Origin of the sequence: Mucilaginibacter sp., from assembly GCF_028288225.1 — a bacterium.
Lineage (GTDB): Bacteria > Bacteroidota > Bacteroidia > Sphingobacteriales > Sphingobacteriaceae > Mucilaginibacter.
The window spans coordinates 1-26,518 of sequence record NZ_JAQBOC010000042.1 but is presented as its reverse complement, the minus strand read 5'-3'; the positions used below and the strand labels follow the sequence as shown (position 1 = coordinate 26,518).

Genomic DNA, 26,518 nt, shown 5'->3' with positions numbered 1-26,518 from the left:
GGTTTTGGAAGGGGATTTGGGCGTTTCCCCGTTGGTAGAAACGGGGGGCGCGCTGTACGTTCATACGCCTGCAGGCCTTAGGCTCAGGGCCGGTATCCACTGCCATCCCTAACGCGAAATTTAAAAAAAAGAAAACTATTTTTCAGGGTTTGTAATATCCTCGGCCAGCATTTTCGCCTGTGTCAATATGGTTTGTACAGCCTTTTCCTGTAAATCAGGCGGGTATCCATGAAGTCGAAGAATACGACGGACATTTCGCCTTAACGCAGATTGCACACTTTCTTTAATTGCCCAATCGATAGTAGTACTGTTTCTTACAGTGCTAAGTAATTCTTGCGCAATGTGTTTTAGTGTTTCATCTCCTAATATGGAAACGGCGCTGTTATTAACTTCCAGCGCGGTATAAAAAGCATATTCACGATAATCAAGTCCAAGCTTCTCACCTTTCCTGTCTGACTCCTTAATCTGGTTTGCAAATGGGATTAACACTTTTTCCAAAAACTCCACGGTATCTATCATGCCGTTATGGTAACGTTTGATAGCGTCCTCCAGCATTTCAGAGAACTTTTTACTTTCGACCAGATTGATCTTTGTGCGCTTTTTGATTTCGTCTTTCAACAGCTTTTTCAAAAGTTCAACAGCCAGGTTCTTTTGCGGAAGATCTTTTAACTCCTGCAAAAAGCGGTCATCAAGAATCTCAATGTTTGGCTTCTTTAAACCTGCCGCATCAAAAACATCTATTACCTTGTCAGCAGTTATCGCTTCTGAAATGATTTGTTTAATAGCTGTTTCTATTTCATCATCGCTTTTTCCGCCTTCATTATTGTCGGATATTTTAACCAATCGGGCTTTTATTGCCTGGAATAAGGCAACATTATCCCTGATTAAAATTGCCTTTTCGTGTGGGACTGATATAGCGAAAGCTTTTAACAGGTTCTTTGTGTTTTCGACAAATGATTGTTCTCCGTTTTCCTGACTAAAGATATAATCAACAATTACAGGAATATATCTAAGCTTTTCTTCAGGAGAAAGCCCGAAAAACTTTTGCCAATCGAAATGGCGTAGCTGGTATTCTATGGCCTCATATAGTTCCAGCATTTTTGCAACGGCAAGTTCCTGGTCTAAGGTTGGCTTGCCTTCGCCGCCGCTTTCGGTATAAATAGCTAAGGCATGTTTTAATTCCTGCGCTATACCTAAATAATCAACTACCAATCCACCTTCTTTACCTTCTGTAAATACCCGGTTCACCCGTGCAATGGCCTGCATTAAGCTGTGACCACGCATTGGCTTGTCAACATACAAGGTATGTAAACACGGCGCGTCAAAACCAGTAAGCCACATGTCGCGGACGATCACCAGTTTTAGATTATTAGTTGGGTTTTTAAGCCTTTCCCCAATTGCTTTTCTTCTTGTTTTATTACGGATATGCGGCTGTAAATTCAGTTCATCGCTTGATGAGCCGGTCATTACAACTTTTATAGCACCTTTATCGTCTTCCTCATCATGCCAGCCGGGCCGTAGCTTAATGATCGCATCATACATTTCAACGCAGATCCTGCGACTCATGCAAACTATCATTGCCTTACCATCCAATACCGAACTTCGTTGCTCAAAGTGGTAAACCAAATCTTCTGCTATTTTATTTATCCGGTTGAGGTTGCCAACTATTGCTTCCAGCCTTGTCCATTTGGCGCGTAGCTGCTGCCTGTTTGTTAACTCTTCGCTTTCGGTTAATTCTTCAAAGCGGTCGTCAAGATGGATCTTCTCATTTTCGCTAAACTGAACTTTGGCCAACCGGCTTTCATAAAATATGGGCACGGTAGCCCTGTCAATTACCGCTTGCTGAATATCATAAATATCAACGTAGTTTCCAAAAACAGCCTGTGTATTGCGGTCGCTGCTTTCTATAGGGGTTCCGGTAAAACCAATAAATGATGCATGGGGCAATGCATCCCGCATATATTTGGCGAAGCCATCCAAGAAATCATATTGACTCCGGTGTGCCTCATCGGCAACTACTACAATGTTTTTACGAAGACTTAAAGCTTTTGCATTTGCACCAATGTATTTTACTTCCGGTTCTCTAAATACATTCGGTTCAACAATATCATCATTTTCAACAGGGGTAAATTTTTGAATAGTAGTAAACACAATGCCGCCGGAAGCAACGCTTAACAGCGTTTGTAGATTTTTCCTGTCCGATGCTTGCTTAGGTTCTTGCCTCAACAGCTGCTGGCAATTACTGAAGGTTTCATAAAGCTGATCGTCCAGATCATTGCGGTCGGTAAGCACAACAATGGTAGGGTTGTCCAAAGCCAATACCATTTTACCGGTATAAAAAACCATGCTTAAGCTTTTACCGCTGCCCTGTGTGTGCCATACTACGCCTGCACGCCTGTCGCCGGTATCTTTTGCTGCTGCTACTGTTGTTATTACTGCTTTATTAACTGCATAATACTGATGATAGGCGGCAACTTTTTTTAAGGTTTTGTCTTTACTCTTTTCAAATACGATAAAGTGGCTTAGCAGATCGAGCAGGGTTTGTTTGTTTAACATGCCGTTAAACATCACCTCCATTTGCGGGGTAAGCGTATCCGCGGTTGTTCGGCCATCTTTGGTTTTCCAGCTCAAGAATCTCCCCCAATCACTGGTGATGGTGCCACATTTGGCATCCCAGCCATCGCTAACTATTAACAGCTCATTATAAGTAAATAACGACGGGATAGCCTGCTTATAGGTTTGCACCTGGTTATACGCCGATTTGATAGTCGCGTTTTCATCCGTTGCGTTTTTTAATTCGATAACCACAAGCGGCAGGCCATTGATAAACAGAATTATATCCGGCCTTTTGTGCTGGTTGTTTTCAACTATGGAAAACTGGTTTACGGCTAAAAACTCGTTGCGTTCGTAATTCTCAAAATCAGCAATGTACACTATTTCGCCGCGAATGCCACTGTTTACGCGCATTTCTACAGCAATGCCCTCGGTAAGGTACCGGTGGAAAGTTTCATTATTGATCAATGCAGTTGGGCTATCGGTACGCAATACCTTTTTCAAAGCATCTTCCTTCGCTTCATGTGCGATGCCGGGGTTAAGCCGGTCAATGGCACTCCTTAACCGCTCAACCAAAACAACCTCATTATATTGCCTTTCGGGTGAACTCCCATCCGGCCCGATATCTACGCCATTGAGATATTGATACCCCAACCCTTGTAGGTACGCGATAGCAATTAATTCAATATCGTTTTCGGAGATAGGGTTCATTTAAAAAGGCAATTTACTCTAATATTAACAAATAGCTATGATAATTTATTCGTCGTCGTCTAACGTACTTAAATAATCAAATTGAGCTTCTTTATATGCTTGATAATCTTCTTGAAATAAAATTTTACTGGCAGAAAGAGTTATCGGCCCGATTGACATGGGGTTTATTTCGTCAAAATATTCATTAAAGTTCTGGTTGTCATCATAATGTATTCTGTTATCCGCGTTGCTAATTCGATTATTAATATAACAGTTCAAAATGAACCCGCCGATTGTATCTGTTATTTTATAAGAAAAATAAGAAATTGTTTCCGTTAATCTAGGATTTAATACATCCATTCCATGTGAAACAAAACCGGTGTTATTTCTAATTTCCCCTAATTTTTGAGAGACACTTGCTATTCTTCTGCCTAATTCGACTAAATCATTTCGAAATGACTCCTCCGGGTTTAAAATAGCATCAATCGTTTGTTTGACGAGACTATTAAATACTGCATCATTTGAGTAAGAGATGTTTTTATTGCTTAATATAGTTTTACAAATTCCTTCAATTAATGATTTACAGGTTTCTACACATAGCGTAGGATTAGAAATAACATAATTATCAATAACCTCAACTTGATCCAACAAAGGCGCGAAACTGGGCATTGTAGATAGCTTGCTCCTAATCCAATCCATCAGAAATTTGAATTTTTCCGTCCATCAGTTTAGGTAATAAAGAATCTCTTAACTCGGATAGGTTTTCATTTTCTATTTCATTAGTAACAATTTTGCAAAAAATTGAAGTAGCAATGTTGTCGAAATTTTTTAGTGTCTTGCTGTCTGGTATAACAATATCTATATCCTTGAAATTGGATTTACTTATTTCCTGAAATGTTGAGCCATTGGCCCGGCCTTTAATGGAATCCATATTTTGAATTAGCCAATAAAGCATAAAATAATTAGAAACAGTTTTTCCTTGGATAGCAATGTAGCCTTGATTAATAGCAACAGGAACTTGTGAAATTGCTAGATAACCTATTGGTGCTCTTGATGAAAGAAGTAGTGTCCCTTTTGGTAATATACCTGAACTAATTTGTTGCAACCCAGCTTTCGTTATCTTTCTTTCTGTGCTGAGTAATACATGTGATTTATTATCAGACAAGTCCTTGGGGGTAGTCCAGAATATATTACCGTTCCAATAATCGTTGTTTGATGTGCTCGGAGTTCCTCCTCCTTTTACTTCAACAACCTCGCCTAATTTACTTTTTCTCCATCCTTTCGGTAATTCATCCACAAAAAAGCCATCAAATCCCGGGAAATTAAATTTGATAAACCACTCTTTAAAGACATTTTGCGCTATTTTTTCGAGACTCTGGGTTATTTGTTGATTAACGTCAATTTTATTATCTAAAGATGAAAGAATGTTGGCAATTGCTTGTTGTTCTATGCGAGATGAAGGGGCACTAAATTTATAATTATAAATTTTTGTTGGGGATGTATGTTTGACTGTAGAGCCAGTCGAAGATCCTAGTATATAATGGTGATATAATTGAGTTCTTAATACCCAATAAAGAAAGTCTTTATCGATATCATTAGTTTTTAATTCAACCAGGCCTATTCGTTGATTATGCAAATAATTAACACCTTTTTCCGTTGGAATTTTCGCCGAATAACCTAACGTATCACCGGCTTTGCTTAAGTCGGTCATTGTAACAACGAGATCGTTTTCACTTAAAATATACTTGATCGGATAACTTCCCTTGTAAAATTTGAATTTGGCATTCTTGAACCCTCCTCCAATTTTGAAGTTTCCTGGTGTTAGGAGTACGTTTTTTGTAGGAGTATCGGAAAAAAATTCACCTTTGAATGCATAGCCATGTTTTACTTGAATTAAGTCTGCTAAATGGTAGTTTTTCCAATTTAGCGGTAACTCAAGACTTGCGTCTTGTAAAGTAACGTAGTCTTTTTTAATATTTTCCTTAAAATTATCCGGAATAACATTCCAATCCAATACATCCACCTTAAAAGGCAGGTCTGATTCAGCAAAGGCATCCTTCAATTCAGCCAATTGGCTTTGCTGTTCAGGATCGATAAAAGCAACCAGGTCGAGGTCGGATTCAGGTTTCGAGGTAAATTTCATACGCGAGCCAAAGGCCCAAATGGTTGTTTCAGGTAAAAAAGCTTTCAATAAAGTAACAACCGTTTTTTGGTCGTGTGTTGTTATGTCAAGCAGCATTTATTCAAATATTTTTCCGCTCATGGTAATATACAGATCAATGGCATCTTCAATAAAATCGCCCATCAGCAATAGCGCTTTTATCGCTTTATTTTCAGAATAATCGTGCGAGGTATCCGTACGGGCATCCGCATAAGCCAGCCATTGTTTTATGTCGGAATTGAACAGTTTATTTTCAAAAGCAAAATGAAAAATTGGTTTCGGGCTATTCGGCATATCCGCTATACCTAATTCTTCAATTAAGTAGCGCTTTAATACTTTCCACAAACTGTCATAGCAAAACTCAAACCTTTGGATAACGGACTCTGCAATTGCCTCTTTTTCTAAAGAGCCTAAATCTGGCCTGTCATCCAGTGTATTATAATTATTATATTGTAGTTGCAGGTGTTTGAGGGATTTCCCGAATTTATCATAATCTATCATTGCCGTAATATTTGGTTAAATAGTGTATCCAATTTTTGCAAGATTTTCCTTTATTGCCTTATCCAAATCCGCGGCCTTTTCCATTTGCCCCTTAAGCGTTGCGGTTAGCTGTTTCATTTTTTCGTCAAATGCGGGCCCGTCATCTTCGGTTTCCTTAAAATCAATATAACGACCAGGTGTAAGTACGTAGTTATTCTTTCTTATTTCTTCCAGCGTTGCAGATTTGCAAAAGCCAGGCGTATCCTGGTAAGTGGTTTCCCACTCTTTACTTCGCCAGCTGTGGTAGGCCCCGGAGATTTTTTCAATATCGTCATCAGTCAATTCTTTTTGCCGCCTGCTTATCATGCTGCCAATTTCTCGGGCATCAATAAATAAGATCTTTTTGCTTCGGTCGCGAAATTTTCCGTTGGTCTTGTTTCGGGCCAAAAACCATAAGCAGGCTGGGATTTGAGTGTTGTAGAATAACTGTGCAGGTAGCGCTATCATACAATCAACCAAGTCGTTTTCAATTAATTCCTTCCGTATCTGCCCTTCACCTGAAGTGTCGCTACTCATGCTGCCATTTGCCAAAACGATACCTGCTGTACCATATGGAGCCAGCTTATTGATAAAGTGTTGCAACCAGGCATAATTAGCGTTACCTGCGGGTGGAATACCGAATTTCCATTTATCCGTTTCGGTTTTGTTGATATTATAATCGCTTACGTTAAAAGGGGGATTGGCAAGTACATAATCTACCTTAAGGCCCGGAAATTTATCATTAAAGAGGGTATCACCCAATTCAATTTTAGCATCGATACCGCGAATGGCCAAGTTCATTTTAGCCAGTTTATAAGTAGTAGGGTTGCTTTCCTGCCCATAAATGGAAACCTTGCCCTTTCGATGCTCATGCATCTCTATAAATTCCTCGCTCTGCACAAACATTCCGCCGCTGCCGCAACAGCCATCATACACCCGCTTTTCGGCTTCGGGCGCAAGTACAGCAACCAATAGCTTTACAATACTTTGTGGCGTATAAAATTGTCCGCCTTTTTTACCCTCTGCATCGGCAAACTGTCCCAAAAAATATTCAAACACGAAGCCTAGCAGATCTTTGCCTTTCCCGTTACCATTGCTGCTCAATGTAATTGAACCAATCAAATCGATAAGCTCACCAAGTCGTTGTTTATCTAATGCCGGACGGGCATAATCTTTTGGCAACACGCCTTTTAGGGATGGATTATCTTTTTCAATGGCATCCATCGCTTCGTCAATATCCTTACCAATTGTTGGTAATTTTGCCCTACCCTGCAGCCATTTCCAACGGGCAGAAGGTGGGACGTAAAAAACGCGTTCGGCAGTATATTCGTCCTTATCTTCCGGATCGGCGCCGGTTGTTGATTGTTCGGCGTCGAGCTTTTTATAAAGCTCTTCAAAAGCGTCAGATATATATTTTAAGAATATCAACCCAAGTACAACATGCTTATATTCCGCAGCATCCATGTTATTGCGGAGTTTATCGGCAGCAGTCCAAAGCGTCTTTTCAAGTTCCAGGTTAGTCATGTACGGATTTAGAATGTATTAATGTAAAGTATGCAAAAATACTTTTATAAATATACAGATGATTAAAACTAATGGAATTAATAATTAAGGTGTAGAAATATTTGTATGAAGAAAAAGTTGCCGGATCAATTCTAACCCAGCCAACTAAAACCTACTCCTTATGCACATCCTTAAACTTCAACATGTCCACCAGCTGGAGTTCTTTATCCATATCGAAACCGCATGATGTGGTAAATTCTTTTGGGTTGCTATAAGTGCCAAATAACATATCCCACCAAACAATGTCACCGTAATTGCTGGTATGCTTTTCATATTCATGGTGGATGCGGTGCATTTCGGGCCGCTGAAAAATATAACCTACCCATTTTGGGGTTTTAATATTGGTATGATAAAAGAATTCGCCAAGCGCAGTACACAAGGTATAAATTGCCCCAGCTTCCGGATTTAAGCCCAGCAAGGTATAAACCAGCAGACTGCCAATGATTGAATTGACCGTCATCTCCAAAGGGTGTTTGTAAAATGAGGTGATTACCTCAATCCTTTGTGCGCTGTGGTGGATCTGGTGAAAATGACGCCACAGGTAATCACTTTCATGGCGCCACCTGTGCCACCAGTAAAAAATAAAGGTTGCTATAAAGTAGGCCAGCACCCCGCCCAGCCAGTTGGGCACATGCTGCGAAAGTTTAAAAACTGACCAGGCCGACAGCCATTTTTCCCAACTGAAGCCGGCAGCAACCACCACCAGTAATTGAACGAAATTTATAGCAAGCACACGGATTGTCCAGGTGGGTACTTCGGGTAGCTTCCAGCCCGGGGTAAGCCTTTCAATAAGGAAGCAGAGTGCAAATGAGGATAAGATAATGATAAGCATGATTTTCTTTTTTTGTTCCATCAAATCTCGCTGCCAAACAAGGCAATAAGTTTTGACCAAAGTCAAAAAGTTTATTTACGTCCTCTTATCCTGCTCAGGGTTTCCTGTTTGATACTTAGGTAGGAAGCAATCTGTCCTAATGTTGTCTTTTGGAGGATGCCCGGATAATCTGCAAGCAGTTTTTCATAGCGTTGTTTCGCGGTAAGGGTTTGCAGGTTGATAGCCCTTTCTTCGCTGCGGATGTAGTATTGTTCGGTAATTATCCTGCCTGTGAGGTTAAACTCCGGATGTTGTTTATAAAGTAATTGCAGCTGATCCCAATTGATGGACTGCAGGGTGCAATCTTCCAGCACCTCAATATTTTCAAACGAGGGCTTCCTTGAAAAAAAGCTGTAAACGGAGATAATGAACTCGCCTTCGCCCATAAACCAGGTAGAAAATTCGCTGTTTCCTTTGTGATAATAGGCCCGGATAAACCCCTTTTTTATGAAGTAGATGCGTTGCGATACCTGCCCCTCTTTTAGTAAATGGCTTTTCCGGGTGAAATGCTCCTCTACTAAACAGGCCTTTATCTGATCCTGGAGGCTTTCAGACAATATTGCGATGCTGTTTAGGGTATTTAAAAGATTGGCAGTTTCCATAGCTATGCCGTAAATTACGGCATTGAGACCATATTTTTTAATTTTTATTAAAGAAATATCGGGAACATTAGCAAAGATGGAATTGTTTTGTCCCCGCAGGGTCTCCTGAAAGGGACCCTGCGCCGCATGCCAGGTATGCGCGAGACACACTCCACTCCTATATCGCTGCAAACCATCGCAGGGTCCTCTGCGAGAGACCCGGCGGAGACGGGAACATAAAGGATTCACGTTCCATAGAACGCTTTGTGATTCTTCGCTGATAACACATTATTTTCGGACTTTCCCTTAATTAATTCAAAAAGAAATCCAACAGCGCTTTTTGCACTTGTGCAGTTTGTTCCTGAACAATCCAGTGCCCCGAGCCTTTAACAATAACTTCTTTTACGTTTGTCGCCACCAGGCGCGAGTGAGCTGCCAGGTATGATCCGGCTGAGTGATCAGCCCCAAGGGCAAGTAAGTGCATCGAAAGTTTGGTTTTCATTAATTGCAGGTTATCCTTTGCATCCTGGTTAAATTCGCCAAACCAGTGGAAGGCTCCTGTAGTAGCGCCCGGTACCGAATAGGCCCTGATAAACTCATTTTCCTCCGTTTTGGTAAAGGGATTTTTTACGTAGCCAACTACCGGCCAGAAACTTTTCAGAAAAAGGCCGGCTTTGCCCGCAACAATTTGTCCTGAGTTAGGCATTGCGAAAAAACCAAACCACCAGGCCTGGGAACGCACCTGGCTCCATACCGGTTCTACACCCGGCAATAAAGCATCCATTAACGCGATCTTTTTTACCTCACCTTGAAATTGCGCTGCATAAGCGTAGGCAACCATTAAACCGATATCATGCCCGGCAAGGTTAATATGCCGGTAACCTAATTGCTTCATCAATTCATGCAGGTCAACGGCCATATTTTTTTTGTCGTATCCGCCGGCGGGTTTGCCTGATTCGCCAACACCCCTCAAATCAGGTGCGATCACGGTGAAATATTTCGAAAGCTCGGGCAACAAACGGTTCCACATGTACCAGTTTTGTCCGAAGCCATGAACCAGTAATAAGGGTTCGCCTTTCCCGCCAATAACATAGTGAATTTTAACCCCGTTAACCTTTGCGTATTGATGTTTAAATCCTGGTGGAGGCGAAGCAGCCTTGATATCCCTGCTTTCCGTTGCGCGTACAGCCGTTATAGTAAACATAAATAAAAATGTTAGACTCATGTATTGAATTACTGTCTTTTTCATATTAGGATTTTTTAGCTCGGTTAAAGAATGGGTTACCTGGCAATATTTATTAAAAATAGTGATTATTAATCAGTTAAAGTATAACCTTACCTTATATTTAATCCTCGTTTCGTCCCCGCAGGGTCTCCTGAAAGGGACCCTGCGCCGCTTGCCAGGTATGCGCAAGATCAAACTCCACTCCTATATCACTGCAAACCATCGCAGGGTCCTCTGCGAGAGACCCTGCGGAGACGGGAGTGTAAACCCAAAAGCGGACAAGCCCCCATGGAACGCATGGAGTAAAGTGAAACACGCTGATTATAAACCAATTACACAAACCCATCAAAAAACATTCAATTACGGAACGCCTGATTATCAGGGATTTAGAATGTGTAAAAATGGAATATATTGATAATGAGAATGTTCCACTTTGTTCCACCCGTTCCGCGTGAAAATGGAACGCTTTGCCGGCATCAGCAAAAGCATAGTAATGCTCAGCGGGTCATGTTACTGCAAGTTCCCCTTATTACAGGCTTTTCAACGCAGCAAGATCCCCGTTAAAAATATCCAGATCCAAACTGCCGCCGCTAACGCCCGGGATAGAGGCATTTTCCGAATATTGCCATATTGCATATTTGGTCCAACCTGGTTGGGGTAGCCCGGGAACCTGCTGCTGGTAGGCCGGAATCCAGAGCGGGTTATTGCTAAACTGGCTTATCCCGTTAAAATACTCGTTCCAAAAGCCCTTGGCGGTATAAATTAAAGGCGTGCGCCCGGTTTGTGCTGATACTATATTCAGCCAGTCGGCTATTATTTGCACACAGGTGTTTTTATTATTGGTGATGTAATCATTAAGCTGATTTGTTTCCGCGTCATCGCTGCCAACCTGCCACTCAACATCCAGCACCGGCGGCAGCACGCCCGGGCCTGAAAAAGATGGCCAGCAAGCTAAAAAATTATCCGCCTGTACCTGGGCAGAGTCCTGGAAAGTGAGAAAATGATAGGCGCCGTACAAAAGCCCATTTTGTTGGATAGAACTGAGGTTAGTGCTAAACATGGGATCTTTGTAGGTTGCCCCCTGGCTGTATTTGCTATAAACAAATTGAATGTGCGGCGACAGGCTGCTCCACCCGATGGTTCCATTATGGTGTGAAATGTCCATCCCCTGCGGGGCCAGGTTATCCAGCGCACCCCAGGTCGCAGGGCCGGCTACGCCATCGGCTATAAGGCCCTGTGCTGTTTGAAATTGTTCTACAGCGGCTTGTGTTCCCGGGCCAAAGCTTCCGTCAACAGTGCAGTTATAGCCCAATAGTGAAAGTGCGCGCTGCAACATGGTTACTTCGCCGCCGCTTGATCCGTTTGAAAGTGTATTCATGGTAAGGTTTCAGGTTAATAAGTAAATTTAGTGCTATAAATATAAATCAATAAATTAATTGCTGCAAGTTTTTTATAGTGGATGATTAGGGCAAACGCAATAAATAATAATACATATCATTAGGAGGCTCTCCCGCCGTTGTTGGTGTTGTCACCAACAAACGGATGATGCCCATGGTGTGTACCAGACAGCGGAGTGTAATACTAATCTGAATTCTGATATGTCAAACGTATAGTCCAAACCATAAGCGCTTTCCGCTTGTTGGTGACAACACCAACAAGGGCGTGACCAGGAAAATCAAGGTTTAGAAAAAACAGCAAAGACATGACTAAATGTCCCTTATTTTTTAATTTTTATCAAAGAAATATCCTGAACATTATCAAAGATGGAATTGTTGTGATTTTATAAAATATTAATTGCCAAATAGTTGAAAATGCCAAAATTTAACACAATTATTACATTAGCTTTATGTGCGGATTCTCCGCCAGCTAGATAAACCAGAGAGAGATATAATTATGAGAAGGATCGTTTTATTTATTTCACTTATTTTACCATTGGTTTCCGGCAGCTGTGCCATGATGCAATCTATTGTAAAGTCAACTTTCCCTTATACTACAACCGTTGTAATCCCAAAAACATCAAAGGTGGGCGAAGACCTTTCTGTAACAGGCATGGCCACCAGTTTCGACCAGGATTTTAGGAAGGACGGGAATAACGGCGCCAAAATAAGCGAGGTAAGAATGGTATCGGCCAGGCTGGAATCAAAAGATCCTTCTGATTTTAACATTGGCAATTTGGTTTCGGTAAGGGTTTATATGGCAAAGGCTGATGGCAGTGAAGAGGTTTTGGTAGCATCCCGGTCAGACATAACTGCCGGGGTTGGCAACGGCCTGGTTTTGGATATTGATAATTCAACCTTTTTAGATCAGCGGGCGCGCGAGCCGCAGGTAAGGATAAAAATGGTCTACAAACTGCGCAACCATATCGATACAGATGTAAGTCTGCACCTGGTATTGGGGCTTGGCGCTTACCCATCAAATTAGGGTCTCGCCCGCGCCCTCTCCCACAAGAAGATTCCAAAAGCAGAAAATCCTTTATTTACTTTATTAATTTATTATCGTTATCCGGAAAGATCAATATCGGCTCGTATTGCCGTGCCTCATCAACTTCCATGTATGCGTACGACATAATGATCACAATATCTCCCACCTGTGCCAGCCTGGCTGTTGCACCATTTAAGCAGATAGTACCGGTACCGCGTTCGCCTTTTATAACATAGGTTTCAAAACGGGCGCCATTATTATTATTTACAATTTGCACCTTTTCATTAGCTATAATATTAGCCGCATCCAACAAATCTTCATCAATAGTAATACTGCCTACATAATTCAGTTCGGCCTGTGTTACCCTTACCCGGTGAAGCTTGGATTTTAATACTTCAATTATCATAAGGCAAAGTTAGAAATAATTGCTGATAGTGGTTAGAGATCAGAGATTAGTCAGGAATGTGCAACTTTTTGAAACCGAACAACTAACCTCTGATCTCTAACCTCTGGTCTCTGTGGCACGCAAAAAATATTTGGATATTAAAACTTAAATGACTTATCTTCGTTTTACACAAAAGCAAGACTATGTAGGCGCTGTCCATATAGTCTTGTTTGCTTTTTAAAAGAACGTCATTGCGTCCTTCTTAAAACAGGGGGGCGGTTTTTTTTTGGGGCAACCACGAGAACTTAGTATTAATAAAATTTAATTTGTGCGTTATGGCAGAGGTAGCATATTATACCAAAGAAGGTTTAGAAAATTTAAAGAAAGAATTACACGAACTGAAAACTACAGGCCGGACCAACATTAGTAAGGCAATAGCCGAGGCGCGTGACAAAGGCGACCTGTCGGAAAATGCAGAATATGATGCTGCAAAAGAGGCGCAGGGACTGCATGAAGCAAAAATTTCCAAAATGGGCGAAATGCTGGCGAATGCCCGCCTGCTTGATGAATCGAAAATAGACGCATCAAAAGTACTGGCACTATCTATTGTTAAAATAAAAAATGTTAAAAATGGCGGCGTAATGAGCTACCAGCTGGTATCAGAAAATGAGGCCGACCTGAAATCGGGCAAAATATCGGTAGCATCGCCAATAGCTAAAGGCTTATTGGGCAAAAAAGTAGGCGAAACAATTGAAATAACTGTACCAGCCGGTAAAATGGAATTTGAAATAATGGAGATATCAAGATAGTTGATTAAGTTGGATTGGGTTGATTAAGTGAGTGGTTTTTTTAAGTCGGAAAGTCAGTAAAGTCCGAAAAGATCAAACGCAGAAAATCGACCTAATCCATAACTCCAAATACAACTTAATCAACCCAATCAACTACTCACCCAATCAACTTAACCATGACCATTTTCTCAAAAATAGTATCAGGCGAGATTCCGGCTTACAAGGTTGCCGAAACTATCGATTTTTTGGCATTCCTGGATATTAACCCGCTTGCCGAAGGGCACGTGCTGGTAATCCCTAAAAAGGAGATTGATTACCTGTTCGACCTGGACGATGAGCTGTATACAGGCCTGCAGATCTTTGCTAAAATTGTTGCCGGAGGCATAAAAAAAGCCATACCGTGCATGAAAGTTGGTGTAGCCGTTATCGGCCTTGAGGTACCTCATGCGCATATTCATTTAATCCCGATGAACAGGGTTGATGATATGAACTTTTCACGCCCTAAACTTAGCTTTACGCCTGAGCAATTGGAAACTACAACGAATAAGATCAGGGAAGCTTTGAAGCAGGAATAATGATGTGCAGATATGCAAATGTGCGGATGATGTAAATGATGTGCGAATGTGCGGATGATATAAGCAAGAGTAATTTGAAGTAATGAATAGGGCTACAATTGGAAAGTATACTATTGAGGCTTTTAACGATGTTTACCCTGTAAATTCAACTGATAATAACGATTAGGGCGCAATTCAAATTCATCCTGCGGGCGCGATCCGCAATAAAGTTAAAATACCCCTTTTCTAAACGATTGATTTTAAATCTTTAGAAAAGGTGCATATGCAATTGTCGCTAACCTGCTGATTTTTTGGCTAAAGCCCTTAGTCACTCATTTATCCTATCCGTCACTTAAAAAGTGACGGCAATGAAGTTGTTTGCTATTTTTTATTCATTGCCGTTTGGCTTCAGCCAACGGGTAATGGGCGATCAAAATAGGGCTTTAGCCAAATTCCGCGCCTACATCCGTTATAACAAAAGATAATTATTGCTCTTCAGCATCCGGATCAGCAACCTTTTTAGCGGCCATTGCCAAAACAGGTTTGCCAATCACTTTATAATTGCCTTCGCCTTTTAGTATGGAGGCCATCATGTCTTTATCCTGCATTACCTTTACGGCCTGTGCAAGTTCCTTGTCATACTTAAAATTAGACTCGTAACGGCCTTTTTCAAAATAGAAACGGCCGGCTATTTCGTTTTCAAGCACCTGTTTTATTTCGTCTTTATGCTGTTGCAGATCGTTCTTTTTACTGGCGGCCATTTTTACTTTCAAAGCATCATATTCTGTCTGGATCTCGCCAAACTGTTTTTCTTTGGTCGCCTCGGTTTTTAATGTAGCCAGTACTTTTTCAGACGTGGTGTTGTAGCTGTAGTTCTTCCCATCCAGAAATTTCACAAAATCAGCATAGTCAGCATCGCTTAACGTAAATTTTTTGCTGTTATCAATGCTTGCATGTGTGTTGCGGTAACGGTTGGCATAATCAAATACAAACAATTTGCCCACCAGCGCCTGGGTAACATTGGCAAAACGCTCCTGTTTTACAAAAATATCAGGGTAAATACCGCTGCCATCATAAACAGAGCGGCCATTTTTGGTTTTAAACTCGTGGATCAATGAATCAGCGACCTTAACAACGCTGCCATCGTCCTTGCGGTGGGAATAATCAATCTCCTGGATGCAGCGGCCCGATGGCACGTAATATTTGGCAATGGTAATTTTTACCAGACTGTTATAAGGCAGGTTAAACGTTTGCTGTACCAGGCCTTTGCCATAGCTGCGCTGACCAATGATAATGGCACGGTCAAGATCCTGTAACGAGCCGGCAACAATTTCAGATGCCGAAGCAGAGTGACTGTTAACCAGTACAACCAACGGCAAATTAGGTTCAAGCGGTGCGCTTACGGTATTGTAAGTAAAGTTCTTCTCTTTTATTTTACCCTTTTGCGATACTACCTCAACATCCTTCGGCACAAACAGATTAACAATTTTTACAGCTTCCTGCAGGATCCCGCCACCGTTAGAGCGTAAGTCAAGGATGACGCCGCTGGGGTTATTCTTTTTTATATTGGTAAGGGCATTGGTAACCTCTTCGGCTGAGTTTTCAAGGAACTTATCAAGCTTAATATAACCCATATTGCCATCAACCATGCCCGAGTAAGATACATTTGGCTGTTTAATTTCGTCACGCACCAAATCCTTTTCAACAGGCTTTTCGTCGGTTTCGCGCTTAACAAGCAGTTTTATTGTAGCGCCCTTTGCACCTTTAAGTAAAAGACTTACCTGGTCGTTGTTTTTACCATCAAGGGTTATGTCATTTATTTTAACCAACTGGTCGCCAGGGCGGATATCAGCCTTTTGGGCAGGGAAACCCAAAAACACATCAGAAACAAACACTTTTCCATTGCGCGTAAAAATGCCGGCGCCTATTCCACCATATTGTGTACTAACATAGTGTAGTTTATAGTCTTCAATTTCCGATTCGGGAACAAATTCAGTGTAGGGATCCAAACCATCCAGCATAGCATCTACGCCGGTCTTTATCATTTTTGCCGAATTAATATCATCAACGTAGTTAATATTAACCTCTTTGTATACAGAAGCAAACACATCCAGGTTTTTTGACAGCTGGAAAAGATCGTCCTTAAAGCTCCATGTACAAAAAGCCAGCACAAGGATGCCTGTAAAAAACAACAGTTTTTTATATTTACTCAAAATCACCTTACCCTTATTCATCCTTAAACTTAATTTTAAAAATATAAAGCTACAAAAAAGTACAACAGTTTTTATATCCCGCTGTTTTACAAACGGTTATTGTCTATATTCACTAACGCCTTTTTCAGGGTAAATAGTACATACTTCCTGTCGCGGTTAACCAACTGCATCAGCTTGCTTATCAGGCCTTCTTCCTGCCCCTCGGCATATTGTAACTGCTCGTCTGTGAGGTGGTTATACTTACGTTGGATCTTAATTTTAACACGTTCCCACTCTTTATTGGTGATACTTATCTCAGCCATGATTAATTTTATTTTCAACAAAAATATAAAAATAGAACGTGCCACCCACTAATTTTTTGGCAAGGCTATTGTTAAGATAATGTAATTATTTATTCAATTAAACATTTGGTAAATTAATTATGAAAAACAATGAGGCTGCGCACACTACCGGTGCCGGTTTCAAAACATGTAAACTTAAATTGAAATTTATGAAAAGGATTCTATTAAGTGCCGCACTGCTGATAGCGGTATGCGTCAGCGCACAGGCACAATTCTCGTTAGGGATTAAAGGTGGTGTGAATTTTTCAAAAATCAATACCGATAACCTGAGCTCATCAAGCCGTACTGGTTACCAGGCCGGTATTTTTACCCGCTTTGGCAGCGCTCTTTATTTACAACCAGAGCTTTATGTGAGCGGAACAGGCGGCGAATTTCATTCCAGCGATAACTCGGTAAGCGGTAATGCTCATTTTACAAACCTGAACGTTCCAGTATTGATAGGTCACTCTTTTGGCGAAAAAAACCTGAATTTCAGAATAATGGCCGGGCCTGTTTATACCTCTGTATTAAGCAAAAGCCTATCACAAAGCCTTAATAATGCCTATGCCGATTTTGGGCATTACAAAAACAGCACACTCGGTTTCCAGGCTGGTGCAGGTGTTGATATTGGCGCTATTACAGCCGATTTTCGTTACGAGGGCGGCCTAACCAAAATTAATTCCGACTTTGGCCAGCGTCAAAATCTGTGGGCGCTGAGCGTTGGATTTAAGTTACTGTAAGTAGGTTGTTGAAAAGGGTTGTAAAGGTTGCAGTTGTTGTAAGGGTTTGAAAGGTTATTGAAACCGATACTCTTCCAATTAAACATCATCCCAAAATCCTACAACAAAAAAATCCCGGCTGATAACAGCCGGGATTTTTTTATACATTAAAGGCTTTATCACTCTCTACAACCCTTTCAACAACTACAACCCTTTCAACCCCAATTCATATGCCATTTCCAGCATGTAATCAGGATACTTTAACAGCTTATCACCACTAAGCTTTATTTTTTTATCAATTTTAACACCTTTGCCTTCACTAAAGCTATCGTTTAAGCCTATGGTTTTTACGGCGGTATATGATGCCTCAATACCACCCGGGTAATCAACAAATAAGATATTACCCGTAGTGCCCGCGGTTTGCCGCCCCATTATAATGGTATTCGGCCTGAACCTAAGCTCGTACGCAGCACTTTCGGCCAGGCTTTGGGTTTGCTCATTAACCAGCACGATCATTCGCCCTTTGTATAGCAGCAGCTTTGAGGTGCTCAGCTTGTCATAAGCCAGCCCCGCATGTTTAGCAAAAGCACCGGGATAAAAAAGCATCCCGTTATAGTAAACGGTGGTTTCTGGCTCCTGTGCAAATAAACCGCTGCTAATTACCTGCATCACCTTAAATTTAGGGTATGATCGCATGTCCCACATAACAACCTTTGCCTGTTGGAGATCGGTAAATAGCTTTTTTAATGTATCAGGGTTTTCAATTTCGCAGATCCTTACATACCAAATACCTTTGCCCATATTTTCCCAAAGCTTTAAAGGGTGATCTTTACTATACCGGTTTAATTCGGGCCAGGTATAAAGACGAATTGTTTTTTCTATCAGGCTGCCCTGTCTTTTAATGGTTACGGGCATTGTATGGTTGGTATCTGTTTTAAAAAGGCTGCCCGCAATATTTCTATAAACCGAGAGCTGGTTGGTCCCCGCAGTAAATGGCATTAGTTCATTCACTCTTTCTTTCACAGGCTTACTATTAACGCTTACTATTTCATCACCCACTTTTAAGTCCTGCTGCTTCATCAGCAAATCGTACCGGCTATCCCCAATAAAATATTTGCCGTCAATATAATAAGTAGTAAATGGGGCGTTCATGCGGTCGTGCGCATTGTTCCATTCCTGCTGTTTGTAAAACGAATGACTATCCTTTATTTGTGCTGTAAGCATCAAAAACGTTCTGCGGTAATCATCAGCATTGGCAGCTGTAATAAAACGCGGTATAAAATCAGCAAGCACATCGTTCCAATGTGATGCGTTTATTTTTTTATGGGGATAAAAATAGTTGATGATATTCCAATACCGGAACAGTGCCAGTAAACGATGCACCTCATCCGGGTAGGCAGGAGCAGCCAACGGGTCTTCCTTATGATAGATATAATCAAACCGGATCTCTTTGTAATGATTATCTATAAACTTGTTCGAATCGGGGATGTGATACAGGTAAAGCCTTGTTAATTCATTCTGTAAGTTTCCGGTGATACCAAAACGCCGAATATCCTTTTCATCAAAAACACGCATAATGGTATCATTTTGCAGTTGGGTGATAGTTGATGAGAGTTTAGCTTTTGGCAATGCGTTGTACCATTCGGTTAGCGTTTTATTAAAAGCTTCATCCGTTTGGCTCGCTTTTATAATTGGAATCATCCGCATCAGCTCTTTGTCCCAATCGGGGTTGCCTTTTGCTACTTCGGGGTGATAATATTTTAAAAATCCCCAAACTTTGGCAAAGGTGGCCAGGGCTTTTGTCTGCTCCTTATCCTGCGCATAAAGGCTGTTTAAGCTTAAAGCTATTATTGTAAATAAGGCAATTGGTTTTTTCATGCTGCAAATTCGCAAAAGCCGGGCAGCCGGCACGAATTTATTAGATGAACCTCGTTTATGGCGGGTTTAATCCAGCTTTTTAAAATTCAGCGGGCAAAATCAATGGTTCATCGAAAATTATTGCCGTTTATAAAAAAGAATAAAGTATTTTGAGGGATGCAAACCAGCTTATCATCGCTTACTTATAAACAAAAATCACTGTTAACAGAGGTCTTTTACCTGTTTATTATATGCGTAATGGTGCCGCTTACCATTGGCTTGCAAATCTTCGATAAGTTTAGCCATACGCTTAGCCTTATATTGGTTAACCTGTTGCACCTCCCAGGCATATTGCTTTTTTACAGGTGGCTGCTGCCCGCTACCTTTGGGAAAGGAAAGTATTGGTTATTTTTTCTTCTTTTTCCTGTTTACATTATAGTTTATGAGCTCAATGGCCGGTTATCAAGCATCCTGGTAAGCGTGTTGCCTTTTGTACCTAAAGCATACCGCGAGAGCCTGGCCTCCGCCCACCCGCAGGATTTTACCATTACCTATATTATCCAAAACCTGGGCTGGACATGCCTCGTGTTGCTTGCAGCAACCTCATTATATGTAATAAGGCAATTGTTCAAAAATCAGCACGCAATGTTCCAGCTGGAAACCGATAAACTAAAGCTTGAATTAACGCACCTGAAATCGCAGGTACAGCCGCACTTTTTTTTCAATACGCTGAATAATTTATATGCGTTAAGTGTAAAAAAATCATCAAAAACATCGGCCATGATAGCTGATCTTTCGGCAATTATGCGTTACGTTCTTTATGAAACGGAGCACGAAAAGGTGCCGCTTGAAAAGGAGATAAATTTTATTAACAGCTATGTACAGCTGGAACGAATCAGGCACGATGAGCCCAACCTGGTAGATTTTGCTGTGCAGGGTAATCCAACATTAATTGAAATAGAACCCCTGCTTTTTTTGCCCCTTATTGAAAACGCATTTAAGCATACATTACAAAAAGACCTGCCCGGTAAGTATGTAAAAATAGCGCTGGTAATTGACGATGACGAGCTGGTATTTCAAACATCAAACCCAAAACAAAAAACAGGCATGCATCAACCCGAAATAAATGAAGGCGGCATTGGCTTAAAAAATGTAAAGAAACGCCTGGAACTGCTTTACCCCGGCAGGCACCAGCTTGAAATTGACAAAGCGGGCGAAACATTTAATGTAATTTTAACCATAAGCTTTAAGAAATGATCCGCTGTATTATAGTTGATGACGAACCGCTTGCCAGGGAGCTATTGGGATCATACATTGATCAGCTGCCGAATTTTAGCTGCGTTGCCGTTTGCCAGAGTGCATTACAGGCCTTTGCCGTTTTACATGGGCAGCAGGTAGATCTGATGTTTTTAGATATCCAGATGCCGGGAATAACAGGGCTTAATTTTTTTAAGTCGATAAAAAATCCACCTAAAGTCATCTTTACTACGGCCTACATGGAGTACGCCGTTGAAGCCTTTGAGCTGGAAGCAGTTGATTACCTGTTAAAACCCATAACACTTGAACGTTTTATAAAAGCGGTGCAGAAGATCTCCCCAAAAAAAGAAGAGCTTGCAGAGATAGCCGCAAAGGGAAATGAGAATAATTATATTTTCTTAAAGGTTGACAAGCGCCTGGTAAAGATAGATCATCCGGATATTATTTATGCCGAAAGCCTGGGCGATTATATTAAAGTATACACTACCGCACAAACGTACACTACTTACCTTACCATGAACAAACTGGAGGCGCTGCTGCCGGCAAGTAAGTTTGTAAGGATCCACCGGTCGTCAATCATAAATCTTGGTCATATTCAGTATGTTGAGGGCAATTTTGTACGGATAAACAATAGCGACCTGCCCATAGGGCTAACCTATAAAGACGGCCTGGCGCAAAAGCTAGGGAATGTGGAATAAACATTGACATTAAACCAAGTTGTTAATTTATTTTTTGAAGGAGATGAAGGCAACCGACTTTCATTAAAGGCTTGAAACCCATAAGGGAAAATCCAGCGCTTTTTATAAGGAATTTGAAGCGATTGGCGGGTTAAATGAGTTTTACAAGCGTTGATGATTTGAGCATGTCTTCGGCAGTAGTTGCCCTTAACGGTTCATCGTCCTGCATTTTTTTACTTGTCGTTGACTCAATTGTACTGTACCTTTATTCTATAGAAAAAGCGATATGAATACAGAAAAAGCCATTTTGGCGGGGGGGTGCTTTTGGGGAGTAGAGGAACTATTCAGAAATTATCCAGGCGTTGTTTCAACGGTAGTAGGATACACCGGCGGCGATGTCCGCAATGCAACTTACCGAAATCACGGAACACATGCTGAAGCCATAGAAATCTTGTTTGATCCGGCGCGTTTGTCGTACCGGGAACTCCTTGAATATTTTTTTCAAATTCACGATCCGACAACACGAAACAGGCAGGGGAACGACATCGGCGCTTCTTATCGTTCCGCCATTTTTTTTATAAATGAAACACAACAGGAAACTGCCGGGGCTTTGATCGCAGATATGGAAGCCTCCGGTAAATGGCCGGGAAAAATAGTAACGGAAGTTGTCCCTGCAACTGATTTTTGGAATGCAGAAGAGGAGCACCAGGATTATTTAAAAAAGAACCCCTACGGATATACCTGTCATTTTGAAAGACCCGAATGGAAACTGGCTTAATTACAAATCCTGAAATTTTATAAATCATTTATAAAAAATTTCGAAATACCTGGAGGAATCAGAGGATCCTTACAACGGATACTTCAGCGCCTGTAAGCAACCATTTATATGCCATAGTAGTTCAGCATTTTATGATGAACCCTTGTTAGCCCGGATTTATAATCCCTGATTTAATATATGTAGATTTAAAATCCGCGTAAAGATTACTTACTCGTCGAAGTTTAGCAAAGCGTAACTTCGATCTATAGCATCCTGCTTACTGGTCGAAGTTCTACAAACTTCGACCAGTAAGGGATTTGAAATGATTTACTTATTACTTTTATCGCTGAAAAAAACATTACGTAGAAAAGGCGCAATTTCTTGCGCCTCTTTGATTTTTCCTGTGATCCCGACGGGAATTGAATTTATATCACAATTTAACGTCAATATAAATATGCCTTTCGGGTAATTTAATTGGTAATTGTAAAATTAGTTGTACTCACAACTGTTTGCCCGTTAGTAATAACGCTTAATTTCATCGCCCCTGGTGGTATATTCGATGGTACCATGACACTTATTGAAGTGCCGGTAGCGGTTACAATTGGCGCTGCAACAGTACCAAATTTCACGACGGTATTATATGTATTAGGATCGAAACCTGCTCCGTTAATTGTTATTACTGTACCAGCCACACCCGATGTTGGCGAAAAAGATGTTATTGAAGGACCTACAACTTTAAACTTATTCTTAGCTAATAACGATTGGCCATTTATGACCACAGATAGATCCACATTGCCGGGTTGAACACCGGCCGGAACATACGCCCGCAAGGTTGTTGAAGAACTGGCTGTACCATATGAATATATCGAACCAAACATCACATTGTAACCTTGACCCTGAATAAACGTTCCTTGGATATCTACCGCTGTACCAGGGCCGCCTGATAATGGCGTAAAGGTTGAAATCGAAGGAGTAATAACTTTAAGCTTTTGTGGCGCAACAATAGTATAAGGACCAACTTTCAACGTGAAGGTATAACTGCCGGGCGATATATCAGCAGGAATAGAGAAAGAAAGCTGGGTGTCGGATGCTATGTTTGGATAGACTAAAGTACTTCCAAGTGTTGCTGTTGGATTACTGCCATAAGAGTAATTTGCGGGTAAATTTGTCCCTGTAATCACAAAGTTACCTCCGCCTAATGACGACGCTGGTGATATTGCAGTGATTGTTGGGGCGGTTACTTTAAAATTACCTGATAAAACTGTCGACTTCCCATTAATTATCATCGTTATTGGAAAAGTATCACTGGTAATAGTTGGAGGTACAGCAACCTGTAAGTTATTGTAATAGCCTATAGAAACTGGTACTTGTCCGAAAAGCACCTGTAAATTATTAGAATAGTATGAAGGAAGATTGTCTCCTATAAAAGTAATTTGGGTTCCAATAGGGCCGGTTTTTGGTGCGAAATCCTTAATATTTGCCAGGATTGTGAATGACGTGCCAGCATTTAAATTTCTTCCGCCGATAATTATCTGAACTTGGATCTGGCTATTATCGCTGGATGGTATACCCGAGGGTATCTCCGCTACGATCTTAGAGTCTGACACCGAAATAACTTTTGCCGGCATATTACCGAATGAAACATTTATCTGGTCAATTGTTGGCGAAAAAAATTGCCCTGTGAATGTCACCTGGTCGCCAGATTTGCCGCTTTGCGGACTAACACTTCCAATCGAAAGCGTTGGCATATTAACGCTTACCATTGAACCGAAAACAGTCCCTTTACTATTAGTTAAATAAGCACGCACATATAAGGTGTTTTGATACGAATTAATTGATACTATTCCGTTAACCTGCCTGGTGTAATCTCCCACCTTCGGACTACTACCAAATGAAACTTTAGTGCCAGTATTTTGGTCAAAATTTGAGGAGAAGCTGTATACAAATCCATAATCAAGGACACTTGAGTTTCCAACTTTAACAATGCTTCCCTTAAAAGTTACGCTACTTGGAGACAACGTAACAACCGATAGGGTTTGAACTTCAGGGTTAACAGCTTGAGCGTCTTTTTTACAACTTTGAAACAGCGCAAAACCGATTAGGAAGAATACAACCCAACGGAAATATAAAATTATTTTCATCTTACTATTGAATTAAAAGTTGTACCCTAAACGTATCCCGTTCATTAAGTTAGTGCCGAAATTAAAGGCCGAGACTGTGCTGTTGCTGTTATTATTATTACCGCTTCCCTGTCCTGTTACAGTAACATTAACATTATCATAATTTTTCTTGCTTAAATCGAAGCCAAATTCATAGCCGAAGAAAAAGTGCGGGGCTATGTAAAAGTCAAATCCTGAGATCAAATTTACACCGTAGCGCGAATAGCCATTTTCCTGTACTGTTTGTATAGTGGCATTACCGTTATAAGAGTAGGACAACCATCCTCCACTTACAGTAGTAGTAGATTGATTGTTGACGATAGTTTGATTTGATGACTTTTTAGCATAATATACATCGGCTCCAATGTATGGAGAGAGTCTCCTTGTACCGGCGAGGTGCTTTTCAAAACCAAAGTTTACACCATAGGTGGTGGTGTGCCTGGAGTCGTTATAAAAGCTGCTGTTTACTCCATAGGGGTTATTAAAATTCGATGTAGAATCTTTTTTGCTGAGGTTAAAGCCTAACCGCAAAGCAACGCTCGAATTAACAAAATACCTAACCTTTACCTGGTTAAGTGAATTGTTGAGTTTCAGTTGTCCATTAAACGGGTTAAAATTCAATTCTGTGGAAAAATTGCCGGCCTGCGGTTTTAACGATTTTAAAGAGTCTGTTTTAATAGTTTGAGAATAAGTTGTAATACTGGCAAAGACACCTGCCATAAAAAGTAGGATTTTTTTCATGTAATAAAGTTTGCGGCGAAGATATAAAAGAAAATTAAATTCACACGCATTAGCTTGGTTTGAGCAATTTCGAAATTACTTGCAAACGATAAACACCAACCGGCAAAAGGTTATTTTATTTGTCATCCCAACAAATAAAAACCCTATATATAAGCAAAGCCCCTGATGGGCAGGGGCCTTTGCTAACCAATTATAAACCTAAATTATGAGAAGAGCTGTAGGAGAAGGAGTCGAACCTCCACGAAGTGGTTATTCTTATTGCTAAGAGTTTCCCATGATCTTCGCCACCGCGACAAGGAGGTGTGTCTGCCAAAAATTTCACCATCCTACAGGGTTGTAATAAGCCTTGAGTCAGTAGTCATTAGTCCTGGGTCTTTTTCGACTTTGGACTGAAGACTTTCGACTTCGGACTTAAAAGCTGTTGGGGAAGGAATCGAACCTTCAAGGAGTGGTTAGCCCGCTTCGGGTTTCCCATAATCTCCGCCACCGGGACAAGGAGGTGTGTCTGCCTAAAATTTCACCACCCAACAATGTTTTATTTTTTTAAAGAACGCTAAGCTTTTGTCATTTGCTTATTACAAATCTAACAGACATAGCAATTTGTTGCAAATATTTCAATGAAATATTTTTATTTTTATCGAATTTTAATTATTCTTGTATATTAATAAAGAATTTCAAATTTATGTCCCACAGAAAAGCCCAAAATTTAGAAATTGATAATCTCGATATCCAGATTTTATCAATATTGATGAAAAATGCGACCACTCCATACACTGAGATCGCTAAAGAATTGATCGTTTCCGGCGGAACTATACACGTAAGGATGAAAAAATTGGAGGAGATGGGTGTTATAAAAGGCGCCAGTTTAGAGGTTGATCCGCAAAAATTAGGCTATGATATAACGGCATTTTTGGGGATTTTCCTGGAAAAAGGCTCGCAATACAACGAGGCGGTTAAGCAATTAAAAACCGTAAAAGAAATAGTAGAGCTGCATTACACAACCGGTGCCTGGAGTATTTTTGCCAAAATTGTATGCCATGATACCACCCATTTGCGCGAGGTATTAAACGAGCAGATCCAGGGTGTAAAAGGCATCCAGCGAACAGAAACTTTTATATCGCTTGAAGAAAGCATCAGGAGGCAAATAACTTTGGAATAACGTTTACTAAAATATAGGTATTTGCAGAAGCGCCCTGACGTATCGGAGCGTTTCTTATAATATTTTAATAATTACATGTCGTGCTGAGAAGTAAATTCCCGCGTAAATCTGAAGGGGAAAATGAAAAAAGGTCAATTAAAAGTATGTCATTGCGATCCGCTGGCTAGCGGAGGGCAACCGCACGCCATGCACATCGCCAGTGCAAGTTCTACAACTTTCTTTTCGCTCTGTATAGCATGCGATTGCTTCGTACCTCGATTTCTATGATTTACGCAACTAAAATAAGATAATTTTTTTCATACATTCTATTTTGGTTCACGCAGGAGAAAATGCGCTGTACAAGTTTAT

General features: G+C 40.8%; 23 protein-coding genes and 1 tRNA gene. 8 read left to right on the top strand and 16 right to left on the bottom strand.

Annotation, left to right across the window (positions count from 1 at the left end; genetic code table 11):
* Window positions 1–135 precede the first annotated feature (135 nt).
* From JWQ54_RS12875 to JWQ54_RS12835, 9 genes are all read right to left on the bottom strand, one after another.
* Window positions 136–3,264, bottom strand: coding sequence for a type I restriction endonuclease subunit R (locus tag JWQ54_RS12875; RefSeq protein WP_299585291.1), 3,129 nt, complete (start codon window positions 3,262–3,264; stop codon window positions 136–138).
* Window positions 3,265–3,309: 45 nt separating this feature from the next.
* Window positions 3,310–3,942: an abortive infection family protein gene (locus tag JWQ54_RS12870; RefSeq protein WP_299585289.1), complete on the bottom strand. Its 633-nt coding sequence runs from the start codon at window positions 3,940–3,942 to the stop codon at window positions 3,310–3,312.
* Complete coding sequence (locus JWQ54_RS12865) at window positions 3,929–5,482, bottom strand: restriction endonuclease subunit S (protein ID WP_299585287.1); 1,554 nt, start codon at window positions 5,480–5,482, stop codon at window positions 3,929–3,931. The genes JWQ54_RS12870 and JWQ54_RS12865 overlap by 14 nt, the downstream gene beginning before the upstream one ends.
* Window positions 5,483–5,905, bottom strand: coding sequence for an HI0074 family nucleotidyltransferase substrate-binding subunit (locus JWQ54_RS12860; protein ID WP_299585285.1), 423 nt, complete (start codon window positions 5,903–5,905; stop codon window positions 5,483–5,485).
* A gap of 15 nt (window positions 5,906–5,920) precedes the next feature.
* The gene (locus tag JWQ54_RS12855; protein ID WP_299585283.1) at window positions 5,921–7,447 is read right to left on the bottom strand and encodes a class I SAM-dependent DNA methyltransferase; all 1,527 of its coding nucleotides are present in this window, start codon (window positions 7,445–7,447) and stop codon (window positions 5,921–5,923) included.
* Between the two features lie 151 nt (window positions 7,448–7,598).
* On the bottom strand, window positions 7,599–8,318 hold the full coding sequence (locus JWQ54_RS12850) for a sterol desaturase family protein (RefSeq protein WP_299585281.1): 720 nt from the start codon (window positions 8,316–8,318) through the stop codon (window positions 7,599–7,601).
* A 71-nt stretch (window positions 8,319–8,389) separates the two neighbouring features.
* Window positions 8,390–8,959, bottom strand: coding sequence for a Crp/Fnr family transcriptional regulator (locus JWQ54_RS12845; RefSeq protein WP_299585278.1), 570 nt, complete (start codon window positions 8,957–8,959; stop codon window positions 8,390–8,392).
* A gap of 289 nt (window positions 8,960–9,248) precedes the next feature.
* Entirely contained in the window at window positions 9,249–10,187 is a 939-nt protein-coding gene (locus JWQ54_RS12840) for an alpha/beta hydrolase (protein ID WP_299585277.1), read from the bottom strand.
* Window positions 10,188–10,692: 505 nt separating this feature from the next.
* Window positions 10,693–11,541 (bottom strand): GH25 family lysozyme, encoded by an 849-nt coding sequence (locus tag JWQ54_RS12835; RefSeq protein WP_299585275.1) that lies wholly within the window; start codon window positions 11,539–11,541, stop codon window positions 10,693–10,695.
* Window positions 11,542–12,056: 515 nt separating this feature from the next.
* Between JWQ54_RS12835 and JWQ54_RS12830 the strand changes: the two genes are divergently transcribed.
* Complete coding sequence (locus JWQ54_RS12830; protein ID WP_299585273.1) at window positions 12,057–12,584, top strand: hypothetical protein; 528 nt, start codon at window positions 12,057–12,059, stop codon at window positions 12,582–12,584.
* A 55-nt stretch (window positions 12,585–12,639) separates the two neighbouring features.
* Here JWQ54_RS12830 and panD read toward each other — a convergent pair whose 3' ends face one another.
* Window positions 12,640–12,990 (bottom strand): aspartate 1-decarboxylase, encoded by a 351-nt coding sequence (gene panD, locus JWQ54_RS12825; protein ID WP_299585271.1) that lies wholly within the window; start codon window positions 12,988–12,990, stop codon window positions 12,640–12,642.
* A 314-nt stretch (window positions 12,991–13,304) separates the two neighbouring features.
* On the opposite strand from panD, the gene greA reads away from it, so the two are divergent.
* Both greA and JWQ54_RS12815 read left to right on the top strand, forming a co-directional pair.
* The gene (greA, locus tag JWQ54_RS12820; RefSeq protein ID WP_299585269.1) at window positions 13,305–13,778 is read left to right on the top strand and encodes a transcription elongation factor GreA; all 474 of its coding nucleotides are present in this window, start codon (window positions 13,305–13,307) and stop codon (window positions 13,776–13,778) included.
* A gap of 155 nt (window positions 13,779–13,933) precedes the next feature.
* Complete coding sequence (locus JWQ54_RS12815) at window positions 13,934–14,332, top strand: HIT family protein (protein WP_299585267.1); 399 nt, start codon at window positions 13,934–13,936, stop codon at window positions 14,330–14,332.
* A gap of 464 nt (window positions 14,333–14,796) precedes the next feature.
* Here the strand turns inward: JWQ54_RS12815 and JWQ54_RS12810 are convergent, their stop codons facing one another.
* Together JWQ54_RS12810 and JWQ54_RS12805 are read right to left on the bottom strand one after the other, a co-directional pair.
* Complete coding sequence (locus tag JWQ54_RS12810; RefSeq protein ID WP_299585266.1) at window positions 14,797–16,545, bottom strand: S41 family peptidase; 1,749 nt, start codon at window positions 16,543–16,545, stop codon at window positions 14,797–14,799.
* A 65-nt stretch (window positions 16,546–16,610) separates the two neighbouring features.
* Window positions 16,611–16,826 carry a hypothetical protein gene (locus tag JWQ54_RS12805; RefSeq protein WP_299585264.1) on the bottom strand — a complete coding sequence of 72 codons (216 nt, stop codon included), beginning with the start codon at window positions 16,824–16,826 and terminating at the stop codon, window positions 16,611–16,613.
* A 188-nt stretch (window positions 16,827–17,014) separates the two neighbouring features.
* Between JWQ54_RS12805 and JWQ54_RS12800 the strand changes: the two genes are divergently transcribed.
* The gene (locus tag JWQ54_RS12800) at window positions 17,015–17,584 is read left to right on the top strand and encodes a porin family protein (RefSeq protein WP_299585262.1); all 570 of its coding nucleotides are present in this window, start codon (window positions 17,015–17,017) and stop codon (window positions 17,582–17,584) included.
* A 183-nt stretch (window positions 17,585–17,767) separates the two neighbouring features.
* Here JWQ54_RS12800 and JWQ54_RS12795 read toward each other — a convergent pair whose 3' ends face one another.
* Window positions 17,768–19,441 carry a S41 family peptidase gene (locus JWQ54_RS12795; protein WP_299585260.1) on the bottom strand — a complete coding sequence of 558 codons (1,674 nt, stop codon included), beginning with the start codon at window positions 19,439–19,441 and terminating at the stop codon, window positions 17,768–17,770.
* Window positions 19,442–19,597: 156 nt separating this feature from the next.
* Between JWQ54_RS12795 and JWQ54_RS12790 the strand changes: the two genes are divergently transcribed.
* From JWQ54_RS12790 to msrA, 3 genes are all read left to right on the top strand, one after another.
* Window positions 19,598–20,677, top strand: a complete 1,080-nt coding sequence (locus JWQ54_RS12790) for a sensor histidine kinase (protein ID WP_299585258.1) — start codon at window positions 19,598–19,600, stop codon at window positions 20,675–20,677.
* Window positions 20,674–21,375, top strand: a complete 702-nt coding sequence (locus JWQ54_RS12785) for a LytTR family DNA-binding domain-containing protein (RefSeq protein ID WP_299585256.1) — start codon at window positions 20,674–20,676, stop codon at window positions 21,373–21,375. The genes JWQ54_RS12790 and JWQ54_RS12785 overlap by 4 nt, the downstream gene beginning before the upstream one ends.
* A 265-nt stretch (window positions 21,376–21,640) precedes the next feature.
* Window positions 21,641–22,132: a peptide-methionine (S)-S-oxide reductase MsrA gene (msrA, locus tag JWQ54_RS12780; protein ID WP_299585254.1), complete on the top strand. Its 492-nt coding sequence runs from the start codon at window positions 21,641–21,643 to the stop codon at window positions 22,130–22,132.
* A 449-nt stretch (window positions 22,133–22,581) separates the two neighbouring features.
* Here msrA and JWQ54_RS12775 read toward each other — a convergent pair whose 3' ends face one another.
* The 3 genes from JWQ54_RS12775 to JWQ54_RS12765 form a co-directional block, all read right to left on the bottom strand.
* Window positions 22,582–24,252 carry an IPT/TIG domain-containing protein gene (locus JWQ54_RS12775; RefSeq protein WP_299585252.1) on the bottom strand — a complete coding sequence of 557 codons (1,671 nt, stop codon included), beginning with the start codon at window positions 24,250–24,252 and terminating at the stop codon, window positions 22,582–22,584.
* Between the two features lie 12 nt (window positions 24,253–24,264).
* Window positions 24,265–25,011 (bottom strand): hypothetical protein, encoded by a 747-nt coding sequence (locus JWQ54_RS12770; protein WP_299585250.1) that lies wholly within the window; start codon window positions 25,009–25,011, stop codon window positions 24,265–24,267.
* 418 nt (window positions 25,012–25,429) lie between these two features.
* Window positions 25,430–25,541 (bottom strand) — tRNA-Asp (locus JWQ54_RS12765).
* Between the two features lie 152 nt (window positions 25,542–25,693).
* On the opposite strand from JWQ54_RS12765, the gene JWQ54_RS12760 reads away from it, so the two are divergent.
* Window positions 25,694–26,170 (top strand): Lrp/AsnC ligand binding domain-containing protein, encoded by a 477-nt coding sequence (locus JWQ54_RS12760; RefSeq protein ID WP_073403246.1) that lies wholly within the window; start codon window positions 25,694–25,696, stop codon window positions 26,168–26,170.
* The last annotated feature ends 348 nt before the right edge of the window (window positions 26,171–26,518 follow it).

Coding starts and splice junctions, on each gene's coding strand:
- JWQ54_RS12875 (WP_299585291.1), bottom strand. CDS start 3,264: ATGAACCCTATCTCCGAAAACGATATTGAATTAATTGCTATCGCGTAC.
- JWQ54_RS12870 (WP_299585289.1), bottom strand. CDS start 3,942: ATGGATTGGATTAGGAGCAAGCTATCTACAATGCCCAGTTTCGCGCCT.
- JWQ54_RS12865 (WP_299585287.1), bottom strand. CDS start 5,482: ATGCTGCTTGACATAACAACACACGACCAAAAAACGGTTGTTACTTTA.
- JWQ54_RS12860 (WP_299585285.1), bottom strand. CDS start 5,905: ATGATAGATTATGATAAATTCGGGAAATCCCTCAAACACCTGCAACTA.
- JWQ54_RS12855 (WP_299585283.1), bottom strand. CDS start 7,447: ATGACTAACCTGGAACTTGAAAAGACGCTTTGGACTGCTGCCGATAAA.
- JWQ54_RS12850 (WP_299585281.1), bottom strand. CDS start 8,318: ATGCTTATCATTATCTTATCCTCATTTGCACTCTGCTTCCTTATTGAA.
- JWQ54_RS12845 (WP_299585278.1), bottom strand. CDS start 8,959: ATGGAAACTGCCAATCTTTTAAATACCCTAAACAGCATCGCAATATTG.
- JWQ54_RS12840 (WP_299585277.1), bottom strand. CDS start 10,187: ATGAAAAAGACAGTAATTCAATACATGAGTCTAACATTTTTATTTATG.
- JWQ54_RS12835 (WP_299585275.1), bottom strand. CDS start 11,541: ATGAATACACTTTCAAACGGATCAAGCGGCGGCGAAGTAACCATGTTG.
- JWQ54_RS12830 (WP_299585273.1), top strand. CDS start 12,057: ATGAGAAGGATCGTTTTATTTATTTCACTTATTTTACCATTGGTTTCC.
- panD (WP_299585271.1), bottom strand. CDS start 12,990: ATGATAATTGAAGTATTAAAATCCAAGCTTCACCGGGTAAGGGTAACA.
- greA (WP_299585269.1), top strand. CDS start 13,305: ATGGCAGAGGTAGCATATTATACCAAAGAAGGTTTAGAAAATTTAAAG.
- JWQ54_RS12815 (WP_299585267.1), top strand. CDS start 13,934: ATGACCATTTTCTCAAAAATAGTATCAGGCGAGATTCCGGCTTACAAG.
- JWQ54_RS12810 (WP_299585266.1), bottom strand. CDS start 16,545: ATGAATAAGGGTAAGGTGATTTTGAGTAAATATAAAAAACTGTTGTTT.
- JWQ54_RS12805 (WP_299585264.1), bottom strand. CDS start 16,826: ATGGCTGAGATAAGTATCACCAATAAAGAGTGGGAACGTGTTAAAATT.
- JWQ54_RS12800 (WP_299585262.1), top strand. CDS start 17,015: ATGAAAAGGATTCTATTAAGTGCCGCACTGCTGATAGCGGTATGCGTC.
- JWQ54_RS12795 (WP_299585260.1), bottom strand. CDS start 19,441: ATGAAAAAACCAATTGCCTTATTTACAATAATAGCTTTAAGCTTAAAC.
- JWQ54_RS12790 (WP_299585258.1), top strand. CDS start 19,598: ATGCAAACCAGCTTATCATCGCTTACTTATAAACAAAAATCACTGTTA.
- JWQ54_RS12785 (WP_299585256.1), top strand. CDS start 20,674: ATGATCCGCTGTATTATAGTTGATGACGAACCGCTTGCCAGGGAGCTA.
- msrA (WP_299585254.1), top strand. CDS start 21,641: ATGAATACAGAAAAAGCCATTTTGGCGGGGGGGTGCTTTTGGGGAGTA.
- JWQ54_RS12775 (WP_299585252.1), bottom strand. CDS start 24,252: ATGAAAATAATTTTATATTTCCGTTGGGTTGTATTCTTCCTAATCGGT.
- JWQ54_RS12770 (WP_299585250.1), bottom strand. CDS start 25,011: ATGAAAAAAATCCTACTTTTTATGGCAGGTGTCTTTGCCAGTATTACA.
- JWQ54_RS12760 (WP_073403246.1), top strand. CDS start 25,694: ATGTCCCACAGAAAAGCCCAAAATTTAGAAATTGATAATCTCGATATC.